Source organism: Croceicoccus estronivorus, assembly GCF_001625325.1.
Classification (GTDB): Bacteria; Pseudomonadota; Alphaproteobacteria; order Sphingomonadales; family Sphingomonadaceae; genus Caenibius; species Caenibius estronivorus.
Genome location: NZ_JRQQ01000002.1, coordinates 344,345 through 368,491, shown reverse-complemented (window position 1 = coordinate 368,491; position 24,147 = coordinate 344,345). Strand labels below are relative to the sequence as shown.

20 protein-coding genes and 1 tRNA gene are annotated in these 24,147 nt (G+C 59.4%); 16 read left to right on the top strand and 5 right to left on the bottom strand.

Annotated elements, in window-relative coordinates:
* Positions 1-68 precede the first annotated feature (68 nt).
* Both aroB and MB02_RS04975 read right to left on the bottom strand, forming a co-directional pair.
* Positions 69-1,175 carry a 3-dehydroquinate synthase gene (gene aroB, locus MB02_RS04980; protein WP_067533390.1) on the bottom strand — a complete coding sequence of 369 codons (1,107 nt, stop codon included), beginning with the start codon at positions 1,173-1,175 and terminating at the stop codon, positions 69-71.
* On the bottom strand, positions 1,166-1,735 hold the full coding sequence (locus MB02_RS04975; RefSeq protein WP_067534135.1) for a shikimate kinase: 570 nt from the start codon (positions 1,733-1,735) through the stop codon (positions 1,166-1,168). Before MB02_RS04975 ends, aroB begins: the two co-directional genes overlap by 10 nt.
* A gap of 81 nt (positions 1,736-1,816) precedes the next feature.
* Here MB02_RS04975 and MB02_RS18050 point away from each other — a divergent pair, with 81 nt between their 5' ends.
* The 5 genes from MB02_RS18050 (at position 1,817) to MB02_RS04955 (ending at position 7,249) form a co-directional block, all read left to right on the top strand.
* Entirely contained in the window at positions 1,817-1,951 is a 135-nt protein-coding gene (locus MB02_RS18050) for a hypothetical protein (protein WP_268872954.1), read from the top strand.
* Complete coding sequence (locus tag MB02_RS04970) at positions 1,948-3,777, top strand: hypothetical protein (protein ID WP_067533388.1); 1,830 nt, start codon at positions 1,948-1,950, stop codon at positions 3,775-3,777. The genes MB02_RS18050 and MB02_RS04970 overlap by 4 nt, the downstream gene beginning before the upstream one ends.
* Before the next feature lie 4 nt (positions 3,778-3,781).
* Entirely contained in the window at positions 3,782-4,660 is an 879-nt protein-coding gene (locus MB02_RS04965; RefSeq protein ID WP_082825967.1) for a tyrosine recombinase, read from the top strand.
* A 9-nt stretch (positions 4,661-4,669) separates the two neighbouring features.
* Positions 4,670-5,641 carry an acetyl-CoA carboxylase carboxyltransferase subunit alpha gene (locus tag MB02_RS04960; protein WP_067533382.1) on the top strand — a complete coding sequence of 324 codons (972 nt, stop codon included), beginning with the start codon at positions 4,670-4,672 and terminating at the stop codon, positions 5,639-5,641.
* A gap of 156 nt (positions 5,642-5,797) precedes the next feature.
* Entirely contained in the window at positions 5,798-7,249 is a 1,452-nt protein-coding gene (locus MB02_RS04955) for a M48 family metalloprotease (RefSeq protein ID WP_235829424.1), read from the top strand.
* A gap of 90 nt (positions 7,250-7,339) precedes the next feature.
* Here the strand turns inward: MB02_RS04955 and MB02_RS04950 are convergent, their stop codons facing one another.
* The gene (locus MB02_RS04950; RefSeq protein ID WP_082826008.1) at positions 7,340-7,510 is read right to left on the bottom strand and encodes a Flp family type IVb pilin; all 171 of its coding nucleotides are present in this window, start codon (positions 7,508-7,510) and stop codon (positions 7,340-7,342) included.
* Between the two features lie 409 nt (positions 7,511-7,919).
* Here MB02_RS04950 and MB02_RS04945 point away from each other — a divergent pair, with 409 nt between their 5' ends.
* On the top strand, positions 7,920-8,306 hold the full coding sequence (locus tag MB02_RS04945; RefSeq protein ID WP_235829423.1) for a (deoxy)nucleoside triphosphate pyrophosphohydrolase: 387 nt from the start codon (positions 7,920-7,922) through the stop codon (positions 8,304-8,306).
* A 63-nt stretch (positions 8,307-8,369) separates the two neighbouring features.
* A tRNA-Arg gene (locus tag MB02_RS04940) sits at positions 8,370-8,446 on the top strand.
* Between the two features lie 176 nt (positions 8,447-8,622).
* On the opposite strand, the gene MB02_RS04935 is transcribed toward MB02_RS04940, so the two are convergent.
* On the bottom strand, positions 8,623-9,084 hold the full coding sequence (locus MB02_RS04935; protein ID WP_067533370.1) for an Lrp/AsnC family transcriptional regulator: 462 nt from the start codon (positions 9,082-9,084) through the stop codon (positions 8,623-8,625).
* 237 nt (positions 9,085-9,321) lie between these two features.
* On the opposite strand from MB02_RS04935, the gene MB02_RS04930 reads away from it, so the two are divergent.
* The gene (locus MB02_RS04930; RefSeq protein ID WP_235829422.1) at positions 9,322-10,083 is read left to right on the top strand and encodes a hypothetical protein; all 762 of its coding nucleotides are present in this window, start codon (positions 9,322-9,324) and stop codon (positions 10,081-10,083) included.
* Positions 10,084-10,230: 147 nt separating this feature from the next.
* A complete protein-coding gene (gene folE / locus MB02_RS04925; protein ID WP_067533367.1) occupies positions 10,231-10,839 on the top strand; it encodes a GTP cyclohydrolase I FolE in 609 nt (202 codons plus the stop codon).
* Positions 10,840-10,919: 80 nt separating this feature from the next.
* On the opposite strand, the gene MB02_RS04920 is transcribed toward folE, so the two are convergent.
* Positions 10,920-11,399 (bottom strand): peroxiredoxin, encoded by a 480-nt coding sequence (locus MB02_RS04920; protein WP_067533364.1) that lies wholly within the window; start codon positions 11,397-11,399, stop codon positions 10,920-10,922.
* A gap of 248 nt (positions 11,400-11,647) precedes the next feature.
* Here MB02_RS04920 and ahcY point away from each other — a divergent pair, with 248 nt between their 5' ends.
* From ahcY to addA, 7 genes are all read left to right on the top strand, one after another.
* Positions 11,648-13,063 (top strand): adenosylhomocysteinase, encoded by a 1,416-nt coding sequence (gene ahcY / locus MB02_RS04915; protein ID WP_067533361.1) that lies wholly within the window; start codon positions 11,648-11,650, stop codon positions 13,061-13,063.
* 88 nt (positions 13,064-13,151) lie between these two features.
* Positions 13,152-15,494 (top strand): sensor histidine kinase, encoded by a 2,343-nt coding sequence (locus MB02_RS04910; RefSeq protein ID WP_067533358.1) that lies wholly within the window; start codon positions 13,152-13,154, stop codon positions 15,492-15,494.
* Positions 15,491-15,934, top strand: coding sequence for a tRNA (adenosine(37)-N6)-threonylcarbamoyltransferase complex ATPase subunit type 1 TsaE (gene tsaE / locus MB02_RS04905; protein WP_156495416.1), 444 nt, complete (start codon positions 15,491-15,493; stop codon positions 15,932-15,934). The genes MB02_RS04910 and tsaE overlap by 4 nt, the downstream gene beginning before the upstream one ends.
* Positions 15,931-16,914: an aminoglycoside phosphotransferase family protein gene (locus tag MB02_RS04900; protein WP_067533355.1), complete on the top strand. Its 984-nt coding sequence runs from the start codon at positions 15,931-15,933 to the stop codon at positions 16,912-16,914. Before tsaE ends, MB02_RS04900 begins: the two co-directional genes overlap by 4 nt.
* Entirely contained in the window at positions 16,911-17,627 is a 717-nt protein-coding gene (locus MB02_RS04895; protein WP_067533352.1) for a nucleotidyltransferase family protein, read from the top strand. Before MB02_RS04900 ends, MB02_RS04895 begins: the two co-directional genes overlap by 4 nt.
* The gene (gene addB, locus MB02_RS04890) at positions 17,620-20,622 is read left to right on the top strand and encodes a double-strand break repair protein AddB (protein WP_067533349.1); all 3,003 of its coding nucleotides are present in this window, start codon (positions 17,620-17,622) and stop codon (positions 20,620-20,622) included. The genes MB02_RS04895 and addB overlap by 8 nt, the downstream gene beginning before the upstream one ends.
* On the top strand, positions 20,619-24,083 hold the full coding sequence (gene addA / locus MB02_RS04885) for a double-strand break repair helicase AddA (protein WP_067533346.1): 3,465 nt from the start codon (positions 20,619-20,621) through the stop codon (positions 24,081-24,083). Before addB ends, addA begins: the two co-directional genes overlap by 4 nt.
* The last annotated feature ends 64 nt before the right edge of the window (positions 24,084-24,147 follow it).

Sequence of the window (24,147 nt, the reverse complement as noted above, 5' to 3'; positions counted from 1 at the left end):
GTTGCATATCTCATCAATCCGCGCCGAACCTGAAGGTTCCGGATTGGCCCAGCCGTGGTACCAGGGGCCTAGTCCGCTAATTCCTGCTCCAAAAAGGCTGCCACGTCATCCAGCATGACGTCGCGAGCGAGAAATGCGTGGCCGATGCCTTTCATCAGGACGAAGGGCAGGGTGCCGGCATCCATTTTCTTGTCATGCAGCATGTGAGCGGCAAGGGTCTTGCCATCGCACTCAAGCCCAAGTTCGGAAAGTCTGGCGGGTAAACCGGCAGCCTCGATCACTTCAGCCGCTCGTTCCGCTTCCCCTGCGCCCATCAGGCCGATCCGTGCCGAATAACGTGCCGCCAGGATCATGCCGAGAGCAACGCCTTCGCCATGGAGCAAGCGATCTGAAAAGCCGGTCTCGGCTTCCAGCGCATGGCCGAACGTGTGACCAAGATTGAGCAATGCACGCGTTCCGATCGTTTCCCGTTCATCTTCCGCGACGATCCTGGCCTTCGCCTTGACGCTATGCGCCACCGCATATTCCCGCAGGGCGGCATTGCCGTCCAGCAGGGCAGGGCCATTTTGCTCGCACCAGGTGAAAAAGGCGGGATCGCCAATCAGGCCATATTTCACCACTTCGGCATAGCCTGCGCGCAACTCGCGCGCTGGCAGAGTTTCCAATGCCGCAAGGTCTGCCAATACCAACGAGGGTTGGTGAAAAGCTCCGACCAGGTTTTTGCCCGCAGGCGTATTGATCGCTGTCTTGCCGCCAACGGAGGAATCGACCTGAGCGAGCAGAGTCGTGGGCAATTGAATGAAATGGCAACCGCGCTTCAGGATTGCGGCGGCAAAACCGGTAAGATCGCCTATGACTCCTCCGCCGAGCGCCAGAATGTGGTCACCGCGTTCCACTTCCAGTTGGAGCAGCCAGTTTACCGTAGCGGCCAATTGTTCCCAGCTTTTGGTCGCCTCGCCAGGCGGCAGAATTCGCCAATGCGGTTCGTGACCGGCATCGCGCAGCGCATTTTCCACCACGTCCCCCCAGGCGGAATGGACGTTTGCATCGGTTATGATCGGAACACCGCGTTTGCGTAAACGACCCCGGCAATGGGTAACGAGTTCCGCCAGCAGGCCGGCGCCGACATGGACTTCATAAGGCCGGCCAGCCAGTTCGACAGGGATTACAGCCATGCGTTGATCGCCTTTAGTATTGCATTCACGGTTCGTTGGTGGGGCCCCGGCATGCTGAAGATGTGTATCGGTGCCTGGGCATAGGCCGGCTCACGCTCCGCCTTCAGCTTTGCGAGGATTTCACGCGGGTTTCCGTTGCGGAGCAAGGGCCGGTTGTCCTTGCGACCGACCCGTTCGACCAGCGTGTCGAGATCGGCGTCGAGCCAGATCGCAAGCCCCTTGTCGAGAATCAGGGCGCGGGTCTCCTCATTGACGAAAGCGCCGCCGCCCGTTGCGATGATTCCCTGCTGGTCTTCCATCAGGCGCGAGATGACCCGACGTTCGCCGTCGCGAAATTCCTGCTCGCCATGCTTGGCGAAGATTTCGTTGATGGTCATCTGCGCGGCTTCCTCGATCGCGTCGTCCGCGTCAGTGAACGGCAGATGCAATATCGAGGCAAGACGGCGCCCAACGGAGGATTTGCCAACGCCCATGAGGCCAACCAGTACGATTGGCCGGTCAATGCGTGCCGCGATTGCCGTAATCTCGGCGCTGGAGAGGGGGGGCTCATCGACAGTCATTGCCGCCCTGCCTATAGATGCGCTAACCGGCAGCGCAAGCGCGCTCGCGCGGATGTTCATAAGGCGGGAAAGACGTTGGCAATGGCCGGCAGGCGATATTGGTGGGTTTTGGCGGCGTTTGTGGTGCTGGTCTTCGCTTATGCGTTGATACAGGGCGGTGAAGAGCCAATGCGTGAAATCAGCGAACCCGTTGCCACACCGGGAGATTCCGCATGAAACGCACTCTTCTTGCCGGCGGCGCGGCACTTGCCCTGTGCTCGACTTTTGTAGTCGCTCAGGATGCCCCCGAATCCCTGCTGCCCCCAGGGTTCGACACACCGGCCCCCACACCGTCCCCTTCGCCCCCCAAAGGTAATGCTCCTGCAGCGCAGGCGCCCTCCACAGGGGCTGCAGCTGGCACCGCACCGGTTGTACAGCCCTTACCTGGCCAGGCGCCATCGGCGGCGGTTGTGTTGCCGGACGAACTGCCGTCGATTGAAGAAATCGAGGCGATGACGCCCGATGAAATTGACGAGCTTCTGGGACTTAAACCGAAGTTCGACATTCCTCCCGCGGCTCGCCGTTCAATGGCGAGAGTGGGCGTAATCGCGCAATCCGAGGGTGGCTTCCCCTCCCAGGCGCTGGCCCGTCAGCCGGCTTCGCTCGTAAGGGCGGCGTTGAAGGGCATCAAAGGGCCCATGGTTTCGCGTTGGGGGCATATTCTCTTGCGCCGCACTCTTGCCAGTCGCCTTGCCGCTCCTGAAGGTATGAACCCGGTTGAATTTGCGACTCTGCGCGCGGGGGTCCTGAATGAGCTTGGGGAGCCAGCCATTGCTCGGGCCCTGGTACAGGGTGTGGATACCGCCAACTACGATGCGCCGCTGACCGGAGTGGCGTTCAATGCCTATCTCGCCACTGCCGATCTTCTGGGTATCTGTCCGGCCACGCGCCTTCACAGCGGCATTCGCAAAGACCCGCAATGGCAGATGACCGTTGCGATCTGCGATGCCTATGCGGGGGAGGGGAGCAGTGCGAAACGGGAACTCGACAGGGCACTGAGCCGGGGGATTGCGCCGCAGATCGATATTCTCTTGGCGCAACGTTTCGCCGGGGCAGCCGGCGATGGGCGCGGTGCGGTGACGATCGAGTGGGACAAGGTATCCGAACTCAACCCATGGCGCTTTGCTCTGGCAAACGCATTGGGTATCGAGATCCCGGATACGCTGACCCGCAAGGCAGGCGCCTATTACCAGCGTAGTGCAGCAATCGCATCGATGCTCCCGCTCGCGACCCGGGCCGAGGCGGCAGATGTCGCCGGTCGAGAAGGGATACTTTCTGCCGAAGCGATGGTGGATCTCTATTCCCAGATTTATGCGGATCAGGAAGTCACCGGGCCGACAGCGCAGCGTGCTGCACGCCTGCGTGAAGCCTATGTGGCGGAAACGGCCAGGGATCGGCTCGCGGCCTTGCATGATGTATGGGGTGCCAAGACGCCTGAGTACGGTCGCCTCGTCCTCACCGCTTTTGCTGCCGCGCGTATTCCGGCAAGTGAGGACTTGTCCGACGATGCGGCCCCATTGCTTGCTTCGATGCTGGCGGCTGGACTGGACGGCAATGCGATGCGGTGGGGCTCTGTGGTGACGGAAGGCGGGGATGCCTGGGGTATCCTTGCACTCGCGCAGCCAACCCGAAGCAACGCCGTGCGAACTGGCGCGGTGGAAAGCTTCGTTGATAGTGATTCCAGCGAAGATCAGAGGAAATCCCGTTTTCTGATAGCGGGTCTCGCTGGATTGGGTCGCCTCGACGTGGTTACGGCGAAAAGGCTCGCCGATGGCCTTGGCGTCGATCTGGGGCGCCAGACCCGTTGGAGTGCAATGATCGATAAAGCTGCGGAAGTGAACAATCCGGCACTGGTGTCGATGCTTGCAGGGGTGGGCATGCAGGGGACCGGCTGGGATAAAATGACGGCACGCCACCTTTACCACATCGTTTCGGCATTGAATCGTGTGGGCCTGAATGCAGAAGCGCGGATGATCGCTGCTGAAGCGGTAGCAAGGGGGTAAGGCAATCGGCAGCGCGATCGAGAGCTTTCTGACCATGCTGGCGGCGGATCGCGGCGCAGCGGCCAATACTCTGGCGGCCTATCGGCGGGACCTCGAAGGTGCGGAAGAACTGATTGGCGACATTGCCACTGCTGATCGTCAGGCGCTGGCCCGGCTGGGACAGGCATGGTCGGATTTGGCCCCGTCGACTCTCGCACGAAAAAGCTCTGCTCTGCGGCAGTTTTTTGGTTTTCTCATGGAAGAGGGGTGGCGGACGGACGATCCATCGCCTGCATTGCCACGCCCGGTGATTCGCAGGCCGTTACCGCGCCTGCTCGATCATGCAGAGGTCGAATCGCTTTTCGCTCGTGCAGAATTCGAAGCCGAGGATGGCAGGGCAAACGCTGTAAGAATGCTGGCACTGCTTGAATTGCTATATGGATCCGGCCTCAGAGCGAGCGAAGTCGTATCCTTGCCGCTGGCGGCGGTCCCGCGGGATGCTCCGTTCCTGACCGTTATGGGCAAGGGTGGGCAGGCGCGGATGGTGCCGGTCAGTACGCGTGCAGGCCAGGCTTTAAGCCGTTGGCTGGAGCTTCGCCCATCTGGCGGAAAATTCGTGTTTCCTTCGCGCGGTAAACACATCACTCGCATCCGTTTGTTCCAGATGTTGAAAGAACTTGCGGCCCGGGCTCGACTGGCCCCGGAAAAAGTCAGCCCGCACGTGCTGAGACATGCATTTGCGACCCATTTGCTGGAGGGTGGAGCCGACCTGCGGGTGCTGCAAACACTGCTGGGCCATGCCGATATCGCGACGACCCAGATTTATACTCACGTCGATTCTGCCAGGCTGGTTGCATTGGTGAATGAACGGCATCCTCTTGCCCAAAGGCATCGGGCGGACTAGCGCAGAAACATGATTTCCTATCTCGAATTTGAAAAGCCCGTTGCCGCGCTGGAATCGCGCATCGCGGAACTGCGTGCAGCGGCCGAAGGCGACGATGTCGATATTTCCAACGAGTTGGAACGGCTCGAAGAAAAGAGCGCGGACCTGCTCGCGAGCATCTACGGCTCGTTGACGCCCTGGCAGAAGACGCAAGTCGCCCGGCATCCGATGCGGCCGCATTTTCGTGATTTCGTTGCGTACATCTTCGATGACTTCATGCCCTTGGGCGGCGATCGGTATTATGCGGAAGACGAAGCGATCGTGGGTGGATTGGCCCGGCTTGGCGATCGTCGGGTGATGTTGATCGGTCATGAAAAAGGCCATGATACGGAGAGCCGGCTCCGGCATAATTTCGGGATGGGCAAGCCGGAAGGCTATCGCAAGGCCATCCGCTTGATGGAAATGGCGGGCCGTTTCGGTCTGCCCGTGGTGACTCTAGTGGATACTTCCGGTGCCTTCCCCGGCGTGGAGGCCGAGGAACGCGGTCAGGCCGAAGCGATTGCGCGGTCGACAGAGGCCTGCCTCGCATTGCCGGTGCCGATGGTCGCCACGATCGTAGGTGAAGGCGGGTCGGGCGGAGCGGTGGCGCTGGCGAGCGCGGAACGGGTGCTGATGCTCGAACATGCCGTCTATTCGGTTATTTCGCCGGAAGGCTGTGCTTCTATCCTTTGGCGTACCGCGGAAAAGGCCCCGGAAGCGGCAGAGGCCATGAAAGTGACAGCGCGTGACTTGCTCAAGCTGGGCGTCATCGACCGGATAGTGAACGAACCCGTAGGGGGTGCTCATCGGGATCCCCGCGCTGCGGCAGGGGCTTTGCGCGACGCGATTGGTGAAGAACTGGACAAGTTGTTGCGCATGAGCCCCGAATCGCTGCTGCGTCTGCGCGAGGACAGGTTTCTCGGTATCGGTGACAACACCAAGGCACGTCGACGCGCCAGGTAATCAAGCTTGGATTAACGACAGCGGGAACTGGCGGAGCCGCTTCAAGTTCAGGTATCAGCACCATGATGATCCACCTGTTGGTGGAGGGACCGTGCTGCAATGACCTGGAGGAGGACACACATGTTTCGCGCAAGCCGACTGACTCGGAGATTCGCCATGTATTCGGCAGTGGCTACACTGCCACTCGCCTTGAGCGGATGCATGGGCGGTGAAATTGCTTCCACCGGAACTCCGTTAAGCCAGACGGAACGAAATGAAGGCGCCAAGGCGCATCCCGAGCTTGTCGCAGAATTTGGCGGAGCACAAACCGGGCCGCAAGCAGACTACGTGGCGAGCGTGACACGCAACGTCGCGGTCCACTCCGGCCTTAGCAACGCTCCGGGTGATTTTACGGTCACGTTGCTCAACTCCTCCGTGAACAATGCCTTCGCTATTCCGGGCGGATATGTTTACGTCACGCGCCAGCTCGTCGCGCTGATGAATAACGAGGCTGAACTCGCTGGTGTGATGGGGCACGAGATCGGCCATGTCGCGGCACGCCATTCGGCCAGAAGACAGGCCCAGGCGCAGCAGAATGCACTGCTTGGAGTTTTGGGGCAGGTCCTGTCCGGCGTAGTGTTCGGGAACAGCGCTCTGGGGCAACTCGGCGAAAAGATTTCCAGCACTGTGCCTCAACTCGCGACCCTCCGCTATTCACGCAGTCAGGAATTGCAGGCGGACGAACTGGGTATCCGATATCTGAACGATGCGGGATATGACCCCCGCGCCATGGCGACTGTATTGCAGAGCTTGGCTGCGCAGAATTCTTTGGATGCCCAATTGCAGGGGCGCAATCAAAACACGCCTGAATGGGCATCGACCCATCCCGACCCGGCTTCGCGTGTTCAGGCGGCGCTGAGCAAGGCTGGGGCGGGTGTGCAAGGCGTGACCAAGCGGGATACCTTCCTCACCCGGATCGACGGTCTCATGTATGGTGACGATCCCCGGCAAGGGGTGATCGAGGGCCAAACATTCATTCACCCGGAATACCGCTTCGCGTTCGAGGCTCCGCAGGGCTTTTACATGGTGAATGGTACGCGAGCCGTCTCAATCAATGGGCAAAGTGGGCGTGGGCAGCTTTCAACTGCGGCTTACAACGGCAGTCTGGAAAATTACATTCGCAGCGCATTCAATGCCTTGGCAGGAGAAGGGAAAACACTTTCTCCCAGCGAAATCACGAAGACTACGGTCAATGGTATCCCGGCCGCATATGGTGTGGCGCGTGTGAATACCAGTAGTGGGCAAGTGGATGTTGTTGTCTACGCCTATGAGCTTGGCGGTAATAGGGCATTCCATTTCACAGGGATAACGGCGGCCGGACAGTCGAATGTCCTCGTTCCGATGTACAAGTCGATGCGCCGGATCAGCGTTGGAGAGGCTGGAGCGATCAAACCGCGGCGCGTGGATGTGGTTACAGTGAGAAATGGAGATACGGTTTCGTCACTGGCTGCGCGAATGGGCTATGCCGATGCCAAGGAAGCGCGGTTTCGCGTACTTAATGGGTTGTCGGCATCGGATCGTTTGCAGGCGGGGCAGAAAGTGAAAGTGATCGTGCGGACCGATAGCTGATCAGTCGTAAAAATATGGGCCGGTGATTAGGCGCAGCAGAAAAGGCGGCGGGTTTCCCCGCCGCCTTGTCTTTACCCAATCAAGTCGGTCTTACGTGGCCGACGAGAGGTTGTCCGACACGTCGGTGAACGTGGCGCTCAGGTTGTCGCCGAGAGTGGACATTGCGCCAATGGCGGCAACGGCGATAAGAGCGGCAATCAGGCCGTATTCGATAGCGGTTGCGCCAGCTTCGTCACGGAGCAGCTTGGTGAAAAACTTCATGGTAGTCTCCTGGTTCTTCTTCGGTACCCGGCTCTTTCCTTTCGGATCGAGCATCTTCGCTCTAATGCGAATAAGTTGATAAATCCCTAATCGTCAGATCTCATTTGCACCCATTACTGAATTAACATTGGTGGATACTGTTGCCCAAAGGCCATTTGTCTCGTCTGCTACACTGCGAAGTGAAGCAATAATTGCGAGGACGAGTAGAGATACAATCAGACCATATTCGATAACAGTTGCCCCTGTTTCATCATAGACAATCTGTTTCAGGTTGTGCCGGTATGTCACCATGACTTCCCTTGGATACGGGTCTGATAGCATGGGGTACTGCAGCAAAAGTCCTAACAAAGTGTTTCCAAGGGGGACTGAATTGGAAAACATGCCGACAGTCATACTCGTAGTTGCGGCTATGATTATTGATGATCAAAACCGTATGCTGTTGCAGCAACGTCCCGAGGGGAAAGCCCATGCCGGCCTGTGGGAATTCCCTGGTGGGAAGGTGGAAGCCGGTGAAATTCCTGGTGATTCGCTGATTAGGGAGATCGAGGAGGAACTGGGTATCGACCTCTCTGAGAAGGCGCTGCACCCGATAGGCTTTGCCGAGTCAGCATGGGAGGATGGGCAGGCCGCGATTGTCATTCTTCTTTACAGAGTCGATTCATGGGAAGGGCATCCTGAACCGAGAGAAGGGGGAGCGCTGGGTTGGTTTACTCCGGAGGAGGCCGAAGCGTTGCCCATGCCGCCGTTGGATATCGATTTGTTTTCCCGCCTGCATTTCAAAAAGATGGAGCCTTAGGGGAAAGAGCCCACCTTAGGGATTGCCAAGCCCGGACTTGCCCCCTATGTGCCCCCTCACCACGCGCCCGTAGCTCAGCTGGATAGAGCATCAGACTACGAATCTGAGGGTCGGACGTTCGAATCGTTCCGGGCGCGCCAACAAAAACTGAGGCGGCTTCCTTTTGGGGAAGCCGCCTCAGTTTGTTTCGGGCCTGAACATCAGATGCCAAGGTCTCAAAGTCTCTTCGCGCTCAAGCGGGCTGGAATGAACCATCGAGGGTTTTGAAGGTTTTGGGGCGTTCCGGACACCCGGCTCTTGCCCAGGTGATCGGAAATCAGGTGATTTTCGAAATCAGCGCATTGTATTTCACTTGCCTCACGGCAACGGACGTTTCGACGTGTTGCACGCCGGGCAAAGCAAGAATCCGTTCGGATGCAAGCGCGGCGAGTTCTTCCAGATCGTCAAACAGGCACATGGCCAGAATGTTGAATGATCCGAGTGTCAGCATCACGGCATTGATTGGGTCCATGCGACTGATAGTTTCTGCCAGCTGTCGCTGATGCACGGCTTCCGTTTGGATGCGAATTTTGCCGAGGCGGGATTTGGAAGCCAGTTCCAGCCCGGTAATGGCAGTAAAGCTGATGAGGTTTTCCTGCTGCAGCCGTTTGATCCGGCAGCGAACAGTTCCTTCGGTCACGCCGAGATCAGAAGCTACCCGCCGATTGGAAACCCGTGCATCCTCGGCAAGCACGCCGATTAGCTGGCGATCCAGATCGTCAATAGACGGTCCTGCCATGCTCAATACCGGCCCCAAAAGAGGTGGAGCCCGATATGTCCGCCGCAGGCTGTTGTATGAGGAGTGAAACGGTGAAGTGATTTTCGCATTGGTTAGCTGTCTTTGCGTAATGAAGCTTGGCACCTGTTACGCGAATGGTCAATCTGTGCGGGGCATCTGTGTACAGTTGGTCAATGCCTGACGCATGTGCGTTCTGCGCTTGCCAAGTGCGGGCAGATACAATCTGTTGGAGGGGTGATGAGGCACGAATCTGTCAGTACGGCCATGGTTGGGCTTTTGCGGCGGGAATTGCGCCAGACGGGTTGGACTGCCCGGCGCCTGGCGGACGAATTTGCTATCAGTGAGGCCACTGCGAAGCGATGGTTGGCTGGCAAGGGGCTGACGCTCGACAAGATCGAGCGGCTGGCGGGACTTTGCGGGATGGGTATCGCGGATCTCGCCCGAGAGGCTGAACATGCGCAAACCGGTCTCGCGCGGGAGTTGACGCTGGCCCAGGAGCGTGAACTGGCGAGTGATGTGTTTCTCTCTTTCCTGTTCATGACGATAATTGGGGGCATCTCTTCAAAGGAAGTTGCGCAGGACCTTGGCGTGCCCGAGCAGATCATGGAAGCCGCGCTGGCAAAGCTTGAGCGCCTGGCACTGATTGACCGGCTGGGTAGTGGAAGAGTCCGTTCGCTGGTCGACCGATCGGTTATATTCCGCAAATCACCGATGCGGACACTGTTTGAAAAGCACATGAAGCGCCATTTCATGGCGATTGATTTTGCCGCAGCCGATGCGGTCTATGCGTCGGAAGTAATGAAATTGTCCGATGCGGGTGCGGCAATGCTGGCGGAACTGATCGAGCAGCATCGGCGCGATGTTCATGCCTTGGCGGAACGGGACCGGGATTCCGCGCTGCTGCAGCGCAAGTGGTACGGGATATTGTGTGCCATGCGGCCGCTGGAGTTGCACATGCTCAACGAGGCGGTTCGTGAAGAGATCGATTGGTCGAAGTGACTGGCTAATTGCGGATCTTCTCGCTCTTCTTCTCTTACGACATACAGAAACTCGGAAATTCGACAGGCCTGTGGTCGACAAGGCCGATGCATTATGGCTAATGCGCCCGGCAAAGCACAAAGCTGGATGTGAGAAGGGGACAACTGAATGAGCAGCTTGGTTGGTCCGGATGAGGATGACCCGCGGGGCAAACCACCCGTGCCGGAGGATGTGCAGGATGCCATCCGCACCCTGATCCGTTGGGCGGGCGACGATCCCGAACGTGAGGGATTGCTGGATACGCCCAAGCGCGTTGCCCGCGCATGGAAAGAATATTGCGTCGGTTACGATGACGATCCGGCCATTCACCTTTCGCGTATTTTCGAAGAGGTGGGCGGCTATGACGAGGTGGTTCTCTTAAAGGACATTCCGTTCCAGTCCCATTGTGAGCATCATATGGCACCGATCATTGGCAAGGCGGCCATCGCTTATCTGCCGCAGGATCACGTCGTTGGGATTTCAAAGCTGGCTCGTGTGCTACACGGGTTCGCGCGTCGCTTGCAGATTCAGGAGAGGCTGACTGCGGAGGTGGCCCAGTGCATCTGGGACAACCTGCGCCCGCGCGGTGTCGCCGTCGTAATCGAAGCAAGCCACGCGTGCATGACCGCTCGAGGTGTGCGGACTCCCGGTGTCAGCATGGTTACGAGCCAGATGATGGGGGTCTTCCTGGAGGATGACCGGAGCCGCAAGGAAGTGCTGAGTCTGATGGGTTACTGATCGAGCGCTTCAGTTACGATAAAAGATAAAGAAAGGGCGCCAGGAAGGCGCCCTTTTTGTTTGGAACAGGAAATTCCGGTTCAGAGTTGGGAGAGCATATGTTCCGCTGAACTGAGCTTGAATTCGCCGGGGCCTTCGATGTTGAGTTGTTCGACTACGCCGTCATTCACCACCATCGACCAGCGCGAACCCCGCTTGCCAAGCCCGAAACCGCTGCCGTCCATGGTCAGGCCGATAGCCTCAGCGAAATCGCCATTGCCGTCGGCGAGCATGGTGATTTCGGGTGAGCCATCGCGTTGATTCCATGCCCCCATGACGAAAGCGTCGTTGACGGCGGTGCAAGCGATTTCGTCGATGCCCTTTGCCTTCAGTTCATCAGCCTTTGCCACGAAACCGGGCAGGTGCTTTGCGGAACATGTCGGGGTAAAGGCGCCGGGCACGGAGAATAGTGCCACTTTCTTGCCGCCGAAATATTCGCTCGACTGAATCTTGTCCGGTCCTTCGGCAGTTGCCTTGACCAGTGTAACTTCAGGTAGCTTCTCGCCCACGGAAATTGTCATCTTCTCATCCTTTCATGGCTCAATCCGGCGACGGCATAGGCGCGGGCAGGGTAGTTCCGCAACAGCTTTGGCTGGCGCAAAGTACGCCGTCATAGACTTGTGAGCCGGTGCTATGCCGAAAGTTCCGGCGTTCGCCTGTGACGTCGAAGGTTTGCTTACCCGGCGGCAAGTCGCTAAAGGCGGCGCCTGCAAGACTTCACCATGCCCACGGTGTCGTCGTTTTTCGCTATTTTCCAGGAGTTTCGAGAGTGGCCACTGCCTCCGCCCAGAACGCCAGCCAGGATTACGTCATCAAGGACCTTACGCTTGCCGAATTCGGTCGCGATGAAATCGCCATTGCCGAGACGGAAATGCCGGGTTTGATGGCGCTTCGGGCAGAATACGGCCAGGCTCAACCACTCAAGGGTGCGCGGATCACCGGCTCACTTCATATGACGATCCAGACCGCTGTGCTGATCGAGACGCTGGTGGCGCTTGGCGCGGACGTGCGTTGGGCAACCTGCAATATCTTTTCAACCCAGGATCACGCTGCAGCGGCTATTGCGGATCGCGGGATCCCCGTTTTTGCCGTGAAAGGTGAAAGCTTGGCTGAATACTGGGACTATGTCGGTCGTATTTTCGATTGGGGCGACGACATCACGTGCAATATGATTCTCGACGATGGCGGGGACGCGACCATGTTCGCTCTCTGGGGTGCGCGGATCGAAGCGGGCGAGGATATGCCCGAGCCCGCGAATGCCGAGGAAATCGAGTTCCAGCGCGCGTTGAAGGAATTTGTCGCCCGCAAGCCTGGCTATCTCACGGCCTCGGTCAAGGCGATCCACGGCGTCTCGGAAGAAACGACCACTGGTGTGACCCGGCTCTATCAACTTGCGAAGCAGGGTAAATTGCCGTTCCCGGCCATCAACGTGAACGACAGTGTGACCAAGTCGAAATTCGACAATCTCTATGGCTGCAAGGAGTCGCTCGTCGATGCGATCCGTCGTGCGACCGATGTGATGCTGGCGGGCAAGATCGCCTGTGTCGCGGGCTTTGGTGATGTGGGCAAGGGATCGGCTGCTTCGTTGCGTCAGGGCGGCGCACGCGTTTTGGTAACGGAGATCGATCCTATCTGCGCCTTGCAGGCCGCGATGGAGGGATACGAAGTCGTCACAATGGAAGAGGCTGTGACGCGTGCGGATATTTTCGTCACTGCGACCGGCAACGAAGATGTCATTACCGCGGATCACATGAAGGCCATGAAAAACATGGCGATCGTCTGCAACATCGGCCACTTCGACAGCGAGATCCAGATTTCCGCGCTCAGCAACTATGACTGGAAGGAAATCAAACCGGGTACCGACCTTGTCACTTTCTCCGATGGAAAACAGATTATCGTGCTCGCTAAAGGCCGCTTGGTAAATCTTGGTTGTGCCACCGGGCACCCAAGTTTCGTGATGAGCTCCAGTTTTACCAATCAGGTTCTGGCGCAGATCGAGTTGTTCACCAAAGGGGACGAATATTCGGACCAGGTTTACGTCCTGCCGAAGCATCTCGACGAAAAGGTGGCTGCGCTGCATCTAGAAAAGCTTGGCGTGAAGCTGACCAGGCTTTCCCAGGAACAGGCTGACTATATCGGGGTGTCTGTAGAAGGGCCCTTCAAGCCCGATCACTATCGCTATTGAGCTCTCCGTTCCGGCATTTCGTCATGCCGGGCGGAGCATCCGTTGCAGCCCATTGTAAAATGTCCGGCCCGGGCATAGCGATGGTGTGATGACGCTTTCCGAAACCACATTGGTCCTTATTGGATTGCTGCTGGCCGCCTGGACGCTTGGCGCTGGCTGGCTTATCTTGTCCGGACGCGGAGCGGTGCGTCATGCCGAGGCTGCACGCAAGGCTGCGCGGCGATTGTCGCGTATGATTGACGAGGCTCCTGCCATCCCGATGCTCGTCCGCACGGACGGGCGGATCGAGGCTCCGCAGCGGCTGGCCGCCTGGCTTGGGCTGGAGGCTGTGCCAGGTTACCTGAGTGAGCTCGACGCTGGCGATAGCGGGTTGGATGCGGGCCAGCTTGCCGAATTGACCGAGGCTGTGCGTGTCACGCAAAAGACCGCGTCTCCGTTCCGGATCGCGGTGACGCCCCGCGGTGCACGGCGGAGCCTTGCGATGCGAGGGCATCTCGCTGATCCTCAAGTCTCCCCCGGCGGCGCGGCGCTGGTCTGGGTCTTCGACTTTAGCGAGAGCGAATCCGAGCTTAGCGAACTGCGTTCAGAAGCGGCCCGTGCGCGTGATGATTTTGCGGCGTTGGTCGGCTTGATAGAAGCAGCTCCTATGCCGATGTGGTTTCGCGGACCGGATGCCCGGCTTAGGTTGGTGAACAGTGCCTATGTGAATGCCGTTGGAGCTGGAAGTGCGGACGCTGTAATCGAACGCCAGATTGAATTGATCGAAGCCGTCGATGGGCTGACAGCGGCACAGATCGCGGATCAGGCACGGACGAAAAATTTGCCGATCGAGCGCGATGTCAGTGCAACGATCGGAGGACAGCGCCGTACCTTGCGCGTCAGCGACCTGCCGCTGGGCGATGAAGGTGTAACCGGATACGCAATCGATATCGAGGAGATGGAGGAACAGGCCAGAGCGCTGCGGGCTTTCCGCGAGGCGCAGAGGTCAATGCTTGATCAGCTTTCCATCGGAGTGGCGCAATTCGATGGTGATCGGCGGCTGGCGTTCGCGAACGGCCCTTTCCAACGGATATTTGCCCTGAAGTCCTCGGCGTTGGTCGATCCGCCGGAGTTCGAGGCCTGGCTGGCCATGGCCCGTGATGACGGTCGATTGCCGGAAGTGCGCGATTTCCCGGAATGGCGGCGTGAGCATGCTCAGTGGTTTTCGGCAGGGGAGCCGCGCGAAGAAGCCTGGCCTTTGCCTGACGGGACCCATTTGCGGATCGTGGCCCAGCCGATGCCGGATGGCGGATTGGTTCTGGTGGCCGAGGACCGTACCGAGCAACTGGCCCTGTCTGCGACGCGTGACACTTTGTTGCGCACGCGCACGGCAACGTTCGATTCTCTGTTTGAATCGCTGGCGGTGTTTGCTCCGGATGGTCGGATGCAGATATGGAATCGGCGTTTCTCCGCCGACTGGGGACTGGAAGAAGAGTTCCTCGACAAACATCCCAGAATCGAGGCGTTACTGGAAAAAATCGGCGCCAGGTTGGAACGACCGGCACAGAAGAAAGCGATCGGGGATGTGGTGCGCGCAGCCACATTGGACCGGAAGCAGAAAGGCGGCCAAATCACTTTGGCCGATGGACGGATTCTTGAATTCGCCGGGGTTCCGCTGCCAGATGGTAACGGATTGTTGACGGTCCTCGACGTGACGGACTCTCGCAAGGCGGAAGATGCCTTGCGGGAGCGTAATGCCGCGTTGGAAGAGGCCGACGCCGTGAAGACCCGGTTCCTCGCCAATATGAGCTATGAATTCCGTACTCCTTTGACTTCCATCGGCGGTTTCGGTGAGCTGTTGCAGAGTGGAATTGCCGGGGAACTCAGCCCACAGGCGCGCGAATACGTGGATGGTATTCTGGCATCGGTCGAGCGGCTTGGTGAGCAGATCGAAACCGTTCTGGACCTGACACAGAGCGAAGCGGGATTGCTGCCTCTGGCGCTTGAAGATGTGGAACTGATGTCGTTCCTCACCAAACTGGCGCGCGAACGGGAAGAACGCATTCTTGAAGCGGGGCTCAATCTCAATTTGCGCGGAAATCAGGCGGCAGGGACAGTGCAGGCGGACCGACGCAGGCTGGGAAGGGCGATCGGTCATATCCTCGACAATGCCATTGCTGCTACCGGCAAGAATGGACGTATTCTGGTTGAAGTATCCCGACGGAAGCAGGGTGCTAAGATCGTAATCTCCGACAACGGGGAGGGCATGACGGCTAACCAACTCGCGCATGCACTGGACGGGTATCGCATTGCAGCCGACGGCAAAGGTGTCGTTCGCCGGCAGGGTCTCGGGCTTCCGCTGGCCAAGCAACTGATCGAGGCGCATGGCGGGAAGCTTGAACTGATGTCGCAGAAGGGCGTCGGGACGACCGCGACGATTCTGTTGCCGTGACAAAAGATCTTGATGATCTCGCTGCGATGGAGCGTTTTGGTGCGGCTATCGCGGAACGCCTGCGTCCAGGCGATGTGGTTGCATTGTCCGGAAGCCTGGGCGCTGGGAAGACTACCCTCGCACGGGCAATAATCGCGGCCATGGGGCATGTCGGGGAAGTCCCATCCCCCAGTTTTGCCATCATCGAGTCATATGAATCGCCGATGTTGCGCATACCGTTGGTCCATGCTGATTTTTATCGTCTGGATCATCCGGATGAGGCTGAGCAACTGGGATTGGACGATTATCGGGAAGGGGCCGCGATGATTGCGGAGTGGCCAGAAAATGCCGGTGGTTTTGCAGACGAGCCGGGCTGTCTTTCGATCCGTCTTGAACATCGTGGAGAAGGGCGGATCGCCACTGTCGAACCGGGTGCCGATTGGGTAAGCCGTTGCCCATGACGACGACCTTGCCTGATGGCATCGACACGTTCCTCGCTCAGGCGGGATGGGACAGCTGCGTTATTGAACCGTTGACCGGCGACGCGTCCTTCCGCCGTTATTTCCGCATTCGCGATACTGAGGGCGGGCGTACGGCGATGTTGATGGATGCGCCGCCACCGCAAGAAGACATTGGGCCTTTCCTGCATGTTGGTCGCTGGTTGACGGATAATGGCCTGCGTGCGCCGACCATCCATGCGGAAGACGGCAGCCATGGTTTCATTCTGCTGGAAGATTTCGGCGACACGCGCATGCGGGATCACCTGGATGTCGTTCCTGATGATGAGGAGGCGGCCTATCGGGAGGCAATCGATGCTTTGGTCAGGCTGGGGAAACTGCCGCCGGGGCCTTTCGCTCCATACGATATGGCAACCTATCAGCGGGAAGCTGGATTGCTGACTGAGTGGTATTGCCCTGCTGCGGGTATCGCGGTCGATATGCCTGGGTATACTGCCGCCTGGGACGAGGCGTTGGCGCCGTTGATTGCTAGGCAGAGCAAAGGCGTCACTGTGCTGCGCGATTATCATGCTGAAAATATCATGTTGCTGGCCGACGGCAGTCAGGGGCTGATAGATTTCCAGGATGCACTGGTCGGCCACCCTGCCTACGATCTTGTTTCCCTGTTACAGGATGCCCGGCGTGACGTTGCACCAGAACTGGAGCGCGCGATGCTTGACTATTACGTCTCGCAGACTGATGTCGATCCCGATTTCGAGGCCGACTACGCCCGGCTTGGTGCGCAGCGCAATGCGAAGATTGTCGGAATATTTGCCCGGTTATGGAAACGTGACGGGAAACCGCGTTACCTTGGCATGATTCCGCGCGTGTGGGATGCCTTGGAGCGCGATCTCGCCCATCCCGCACTTGCCCCCGTCGCGGCATGGTTCGACGCCAACATTCCTTCTGACGTCCGTGCACGGCGCGGTGGCGGATTGGGATGACCGGGCTCGTCACCGATACGGCAATGGTGATGGCCGCAGGCCTGGGAAAGAGAATGCGTCCGCTTACGTCAACGCGGCCCAAGCCGATGGTGAAAGTCGCGGGCAAGCCTTTGATCGATCATGCTTTGGATCGTCTTGCGGCAGCGGGAATTCGCCGGGCGGTCATCAATGTCCACTACCTGCCGGATTCACTCGAAGCGCATGTGTTGGCGCGCAAGCAGCCGGAATGTGTCATTTCCGACGAGCGGGAGCAATTGCTGGAGACAGGTGGCGGTATGGTCAAGGCATTGCCCTATCTGCCCGACCCCTTTTTCTGTCTGAATAGCGATAACCTCTGGATTGATGGTCCGGTCGATTGTTTCCGCCAGCTGTCCACATTCTGGGACCCGGAAATGATGGATGCGCTTTTGTTGATGATTGGCCATACCGGGGCCCGCAACTACCGCGGGAAGGGTGACTTCCATCTGGATCCATTGGGGAAGATCAGTCGCCGCCGCAGCGGGCGTATAGCGCCCTTTATTTATACCGGGATTCAACTCGTGTCACACAGGCTGTTGAGAGACGCGCCTGACGGGCCCTTTTCCACGAATGTGCTGTGGGATCGGGCCATTGCCGAAGGGCGCCTCTATGGCACGACATTCACCGGGGAGTGGTTCGAAGTGGGGGACCCGGCGGCTGTCGTATCGACGGAAGCCGTTTTGACGCGTGGCTGAGCGTAGGGGCCCGAATGTCTATTCCATTGCGGCGCATCGCGGTTTCGCCGATGCATTGGTGGCCGGCCTGTTACCGCGTTATCGGGAAGCGGAGGTCGGGCTGGCCCGATTGACGTTGCTGCTCCCAAGCCAGCGTGCGGCCCGCACTGTCAGCGAGGCATTTATTCGTCTGGCCGGCAATGAAGGAAGCGCTGGCCTGTTAATGCCGCGGATGGTCGTGGTCGGTGATCTGGATCTCGATGAAGCGCTTGGGGTTCTGCTCGATCCGATTGGCGTGGGAGCGGACATCCCTCCGGCTGCAGACCCCACTCGTCGCTGGTTGAGAGTAGCGCAACTGATTGCCGAAGAAGGGGGCGATTCCGCCCCCAAAGGTGCGGCTTTGTTGCGTCAGGCCGAGCAGCTTTGCCGGACTATGGATCGCCTGCTTGTGGAAGATGTCGGGCCGGAGCAACTGCTGCAGGAACCTGTTATCGGCATTGTGGGAGATCAGGCCGCTCATTGGGCGGAATCGACCAGGCTGTTTCTCAAGGTTCAGCATCGCTGGCTTACCGAACTGGAAGAGCGTCAGGAACTCGATGCGGCCGCGCGGCGCAATCGGCTGTTCGATCATGCGGCGCATCGCTGGAAGGCAAATCCACCTGCAACCCCTATCGTTGCCGCCGGTGTGACCAGCGCGGCCCCGGCATTGGCCAGATTGCTGAGGGTCGTCTCGGAACTTCCTTCCGGATCGGTGATCCTGCCTGATCTCGACCTTGCCATGGATAGCATGGTTTGGGAGGAACTAGGCTGCGCCGGGGCTCCGCAGAAACCGGGCGGCCCGCCATTCGCTCGCGAGGATGCGGTTACACACCCGCAATATCACTTGAAACTGCTGCTCAACCGGATGGGGGTCTCGCGTGCGGAGGTCAGACCATGGCATCGCGCAGGTATGACGGCTGCTCCACCGGATCGCAGCTATGCTATCTCCAATCTGTTTCTGCCGCCTCAGGCGAGTGCGGAATGGGCGGGACTGCCTGCGGAAAAGCGACGGCTTTCCCGTGTGCGCTTGATGGAGACTGCCAACCCGGAAGAAGAGGCGCAGGCTATCGCGTTGCTGATGCGGGAGGCATTGGAAGAGCCTGAACGCCGCGTTGCACTCGTAACGCCCGATCGAGGTCTGGCAGGGCGTGTGGCGGCACACCTCCGTCGCTGGAATATCGAAGCGGACGATACTGCGGGTCGGGCTTTGTCACAGACGGCGACAGGCCGTCTTTTACTGCTGCTCGCAGAGGTTGCGGCAGACCACGCAGCTCCGGTGCCTCTCTGTGCCTTGCTTCAACATCCCCTGGCAGGTGGTGGGGAAGGGCGTGCGCAGTGGCTGGAATGGGCACGCGCGCTCGAATTGCGCCTGCGGGGCCCACGACCGGCTCCCGGTCTGGCTCCCCTGAGGGCCGAGATGGCGATATTGGCGCGGGAGGATGCAGGTGCCGGCAATTGGTGGGCGTCAGTTGAGGAAATTCTTTCCCCGCTGATGCCTGACGATGTCAGGGAACCGGCCCAGCTCTCCACGCAGATCGACCGGCTTGCCGAAGCTGGGGAAGCCTTGTGTGGAATGGCTCTCTGGTCGCGCGAAGATGGTCGTGCGCTGGCCGTTCTGGTGGAAGACGTGCGTGCGCGGGCGGAAGAGGTCGGCACGATGCTGGAGCCAGTTGCCTTGCCTTCGGTGCTACGCGATCTGATGGACCAGATCTCGGTTCGTCCGCCCTATGGCGGCCATCCCAGAGTAGCCATCTACGGTCTGCTGGAATCCCGGATGAGCCGAGCCGATCTGGTCATTTGCGGTGGCCTCAACGAGGGAACCTGGCCGCAGCCGCCGGGCCCTGATCCCTTGTTGCCGCCTGCGGTTCTGCGGGCATTGGGCGTACCGGGGGCCGACTTCCGCATCGGGCTGGCGGCGCATGATCTGGCAGGTGCGCTTGGTGCGCCGGAAGTGGTGTTGAGCAGAGCGCAACGCGACATTCAGGGGCCGGCGATCCCCTCCCGTTTTCTTTTACGCGTCCGCGCATTGCTCGGCGAGGACTTGCTGAAATCCCACAGTGAAATTCGCACCGTGGAAATTGCCCGCACCCTCGACGGGACGGAGCCCTCCGCGCCTTACGAGCGCCCAGAGCCGCGCCCAAGTCCAGAGCAGCGGGACGTCGATCTCGCTGTGACGGCGCTCGACCGCCTTCGCGGCGATCCGTACCAATTCTACGCCAGCGCCATTCTTCGCCTGCGTAGTCTGGACCCGCTGGACGCCGCCCCGTCGCCTGCGTGGCAAGGGACGGTGGCGCACAGGATCCTTGAAACCTGGCATAACGAGGGCGGGGCCTTACGCCCAATTGCAGAGCGGGTGCTGGATGAAGAAAATGCCCACCCGCTGATGCGCGGACTGTGGCAGCCGCGGTTGCTGGCTGCGCTCGACTGGATCGCTGCGGAAATTGCACGGCTCCCGGAGCGACGAGTCATCGCGGTTGAAGAGCGGGGTGAAATGACGGTCGACGGCGTGCGCATTCATGGGCGTGCAGATCGGATAGATCGTTTCGAAAATGGTGATCTGGCGATTGTCGATTACAAGACTGGCGGGCCGCCGTCAGGGACAATGGTCGAGAACGGTTTTGCACTTCAACTCGGGGTGATCGGCCTTATGGCGAGGGCGAACGGTATTCCCGGTGTCGCGGGAGAGCCAACGCATTTCGAATATTGGTCACTCGGCAAGGATCGCAAAAGCGAAACGGGCTTTGGCTACCGGTTCGAGCCTGTGAAGGAAGGTCGCAAAAGAACCGGATTTGTTCGCAGAGAGTTTCTTGAGCGTACGGACGGCTACTTGCGCGATGCGATTGCGCGCTGGATCAATGGCGATGAACCTTTCACAGCAAGGCTCAATCCCGATTATCCGGGCTATGCCGACTACGACCAGCTCATGCGCCTCGATGAATGGCTGGCGCGTGCCGAAGACGGGGATAGTCCGGCATGAGCGGAAAGGTTTTTCCGCTCCACGGCAATCAGCGCGCGGCAGTCGACCCGGCTGAAAGTGTCTGGCTTTCGGCGTCAGCAGGTACGGGTAAGACACAGGTTCTTTCCGCGCGCGTGTTACGCCTTCTGCTGCAACCCGATTGCGATCCTTCACAGATTCTCTGCCTCACCTTTACCAAGGCGGGCGCGGCAGAAATGGCGGTGCGCGTCAACGAGGTTCTGGCGAACTGGGTTCGTATGAGCGAGACGGCACTTGGGCAGGATTTGGCCGCTATCGGTGCGGACAATGGCCCACAGACTCGCGCCAGAGCCAGGACATTGTTCGCAAGTGTGCTCGATTGCCTCGGCGGGGGGCTTCGGATCGATACGATCCACGCGTTTGCGCAGTGGTTATTGGCGACGTTTCCGACGGAAGCGGGGCTCGTGCCCGGTTCAAGGGCTATGGAAGATCGCGAGCGGGAATTGCTGGCTCACGAAGTGTTGGCGGAAATGCTGCTGGACGCCAGGCGGCGAGACGATACGGCAACGCTTTCCGCCATTGAGGACATGAGCCTCAAGAAAGGCCCCGATGCGGTTCAGGCGTGGCTGATGCGGTGTGCCGGGGCAAGCGAACTGTGGTTTGGCCCCGGTGCGTGGCAGCCACCGCTGAGGCCTCGCATATGCAGAGTGCTGGGACTGGATAGCGATGCAGCTGCCGCCGATGTGCAGGCCCTTTGCACAGACGAGGCCTTCGATGTGCAGGCATTGCGCTACTGTCTCAACACATTGTCGGAATGGGATAGCAAAACAGGTCGTGAAGGGGCCAATGCCGTTACCGCATGGCTCGCGCACGATCCCGCAGGCAGGTTGGACACGATTGGCAGTTTCTTCGGCACTTTGCTGACGAAGGAGGGAAATCCCAAGCAACTAGACAATATTCTCAAACGTAATCCGGCCTATGGCGATTACGTTCTGCGGGTACAGGACAGCATAATGCGCGTGCGTGAAATGCAGGCGTTGATCGATCTGGCGGATTTCCTCACTCCGGCGCTTACTCTTGGACGCAAGTTTGCCCTTGCGTGGGACGAGGCCAAGGCGCGTGAAGGCTACGTCGATTTCGACGATCAGATTCGGCGCGCCGCAGCTTTACTCCAGCGCAGCGATATGGCGGATTGGATCCGTTACAAGTTGGACCGGCGGTTCGATCACATCCTGATTGATGAAGCGCAGGATACCAATGCCGAGCAATGGGGCATCATCGACGCTCTGATCGACGATTATTTCTCGGGTGAAAGTGCCCATGATGGCACCATGCGCACGGTTTTTACCGTGGGGGATTACAAGCAGGCGATTTTCCGTTTCCAGGGTACGAGTCCGGAGAATTTCGAGGCGGCGCGCCAACGGGTCAGGCGCAACATGGCCCTTGCGGCGGAAGATTCCGATTCCTCGAAGAGCAAAAATGAGCGTCGCACACTCAAGGAGTATGGGCTGGGCCAATCGTTCAGGACATCGACCCACGTCCTGGAATTCGTCGATGCGGCCATCGATCGGATTGGTTGGGAGCGCTTTGGTCTGAAAGATCGGGCCGAGCCGCATGTCGGGCAGGACCGGCCGGGTGTCGCCGTCCTGTGGCCTGCGGTTGGCAGCGAGGAGACTGGTGAAGAGCCTGAGCCGGATGAAGAGGGAGCGGAAAGCTGGTTGTCGCGACCTGACCGGCAATTGGCCGATCGTATCGCACGGCAGGTTCGTCACTGGATGGACCACGGCTTTCCGCTGGTGAAAGGCACGCACCGCAATGCGGGGGCAGGCGATGTCATGGTGCTGGTCAGAAAACGCAAGGAACTGGCGGGGTTGATCGTGGCCCGGCTCCATGCTGCGGGTGTGCCAGTGGCCGGGGTCGACAGGTTGCGGCTCGGTGCGCCGCTGGCGGTCAAGGATCTGATGGCGGCAATCCGTTTTGCCGCACAGCCATTTGACGATCTCAATCTGGCGAACCTGCTCGTTTCTCCATTGCTGGGGTGGAGCCAGCAGCAATTGCTCGATTATGCCTGGCGTCCGAAAGGCGTGCATTTATGGGATCACTTGCGGGCTGCAACCGATGCGGATGTGCGCGGTACGTTGTCCAAGTTGCTCGATCTCTTGGCCCGGGCGGATTTTGAACCGCCGCAGGCGCTGTTGCACTGGTTGCTTATCGGACCATGGCGGGGGCGGGGCAGAATTACCGCACGCTTGGGTAAGGAAGCCAACGACCCGATCGACGAATTGCTCAATGCTGCACACGCCTACGCCAGTGCGCATACTCCCAGCTTGCAGGGCTTTGTTCAGTGGTTTGACGCTGGCGAAGGGGAACTGAAACGCGAGGCGGATTCAGCCAAAGGCATGGTCCGGGTGATGACGGTCCACGGTTCCAAGGGGTTGCAGGCGCCGATTGTCATCCTGGCCGACGCAGCAGGCAATCCCGATACATCTCCGGCCCGGGGCCTTTCGCTGGAAGAAACCCCGCCTGGCGGCGGAAAATCTCGCTCCGTTCCTCTTCCCGGACTGAGCAAGGATCAAAAGGTCGGTCCGATCGCCGCCGCAGAGGTGGAGACGTTACGAGAGGAAAAGGAAGAGCATTGGCGGCTGCTATACGTCGCTATGACGCGTGCGGAAGAGGCGCTGTTTATTGCAGGATCTCTCGGCCCACGGGACAAAGGCAGACCTGCCGAAGATAGCTGGTTCGCTCAGCTTGCCCCATTGTTCGATGCCGAACGGATCCCCGATCCAATCTGGGGGACGAGGCGTGAATGGGGTGAGCCTCCGCCATCACTGCCAATGCAGGTCGCGTCGGCCCAGGAATTGAGATCGGAATTACCCGAATGGGCGATTTCTCCAGTGGGGCCAGAGCCGCGTCCACCCCGTCCGCTGGCGCCTTCTGCCGTGGGGGAGGATGAGTCCGCCGATCCACCAGTTCCGCCTGGCACTCGGGCCGAGGCCGCCCGGCGCGGGGTGTTGATTCATCGTTTGCTGGAACGCCTGCCTGAAGTGCCGAGCAATGCACGGGAGGAATCCGGAAGGGTGTGGCTGGCCAGGCACGCCGACCAAATCGAGCAGGCCGCTCGGGAAGACATGCTTCATGCCGCACTTGGCGTGCTTGAAATGCCCGAATGGGCCGATGTGTTCGCTACCGATGTATTGGCGGAAGTACCGATCGCTGCCGTAGTGGAGGGGCAGGTCATTGCGGGAACAATCGACCGGCTGCTGATCCGGGGTGATGTCGTCACCATTGTCGATTTCAAGACCACGCGCCGTCCACCGGCGAGTGCAAGCGGGATTCCGCAAGGAACGATCCGTCAGATGGCCGCCTATGTTGCCGCTTTGGAAAAGATCTATCCTGAGCGCGTGATACGCGCGGCGGTATTATACACGCATGCGCCTGTTCTGCTGCCGCTTCCGCCGGACGTCATGGAAGCGCACAAGCCCCGGTTGCAGGGGGTGCAATAATCCTATCTGTCCGCTTATTGCCTTCGGGCGGCGGAACCCTAAATTGACGCCGAACCACAAGGAG

Coding starts and splice junctions, on each gene's coding strand:
- aroB (WP_067533390.1), bottom strand. CDS start 1,175: ATGGCTGTAATCCCTGTCGAACTGGCTGGCCGGCCTTATGAAGTCCAT.
- MB02_RS04975 (WP_067534135.1), bottom strand. CDS start 1,735: ATGACTGTCGATGAGCCCCCCCTCTCCAGCGCCGAGATTACGGCAATC.
- MB02_RS18050 (WP_268872954.1), top strand. CDS start 1,817: ATGGCCGGCAGGCGATATTGGTGGGTTTTGGCGGCGTTTGTGGTGCTG.
- MB02_RS04970 (WP_067533388.1), top strand. CDS start 1,948: ATGAAACGCACTCTTCTTGCCGGCGGCGCGGCACTTGCCCTGTGCTCG.
- MB02_RS04960 (WP_067533382.1), top strand. CDS start 4,670: ATGATTTCCTATCTCGAATTTGAAAAGCCCGTTGCCGCGCTGGAATCG.
- MB02_RS04955 (WP_235829424.1), top strand. CDS start 5,798: ATGTATTCGGCAGTGGCTACACTGCCACTCGCCTTGAGCGGATGCATG.
- MB02_RS04950 (WP_082826008.1), bottom strand. CDS start 7,510: ATGAAGTTTTTCACCAAGCTGCTCCGTGACGAAGCTGGCGCAACCGCT.
- MB02_RS04945 (WP_235829423.1), top strand. CDS start 7,920: ATGATTATTGATGATCAAAACCGTATGCTGTTGCAGCAACGTCCCGAG.
- MB02_RS04935 (WP_067533370.1), bottom strand. CDS start 9,084: ATGGCAGGACCGTCTATTGACGATCTGGATCGCCAGCTAATCGGCGTG.
- MB02_RS04930 (WP_235829422.1), top strand. CDS start 9,322: ATGAGGCACGAATCTGTCAGTACGGCCATGGTTGGGCTTTTGCGGCGG.
- folE (WP_067533367.1), top strand. CDS start 10,231: ATGAGCAGCTTGGTTGGTCCGGATGAGGATGACCCGCGGGGCAAACCA.
- MB02_RS04920 (WP_067533364.1), bottom strand. CDS start 11,399: ATGACAATTTCCGTGGGCGAGAAGCTACCTGAAGTTACACTGGTCAAG.
- MB02_RS04910 (WP_067533358.1), top strand. CDS start 13,152: ATGACGCTTTCCGAAACCACATTGGTCCTTATTGGATTGCTGCTGGCC.
- MB02_RS04900 (WP_067533355.1), top strand. CDS start 15,931: ATGACGACGACCTTGCCTGATGGCATCGACACGTTCCTCGCTCAGGCG.
- MB02_RS04895 (WP_067533352.1), top strand. CDS start 16,911: ATGACCGGGCTCGTCACCGATACGGCAATGGTGATGGCCGCAGGCCTG.
- addA (WP_067533346.1), top strand. CDS start 20,619: ATGAGCGGAAAGGTTTTTCCGCTCCACGGCAATCAGCGCGCGGCAGTC.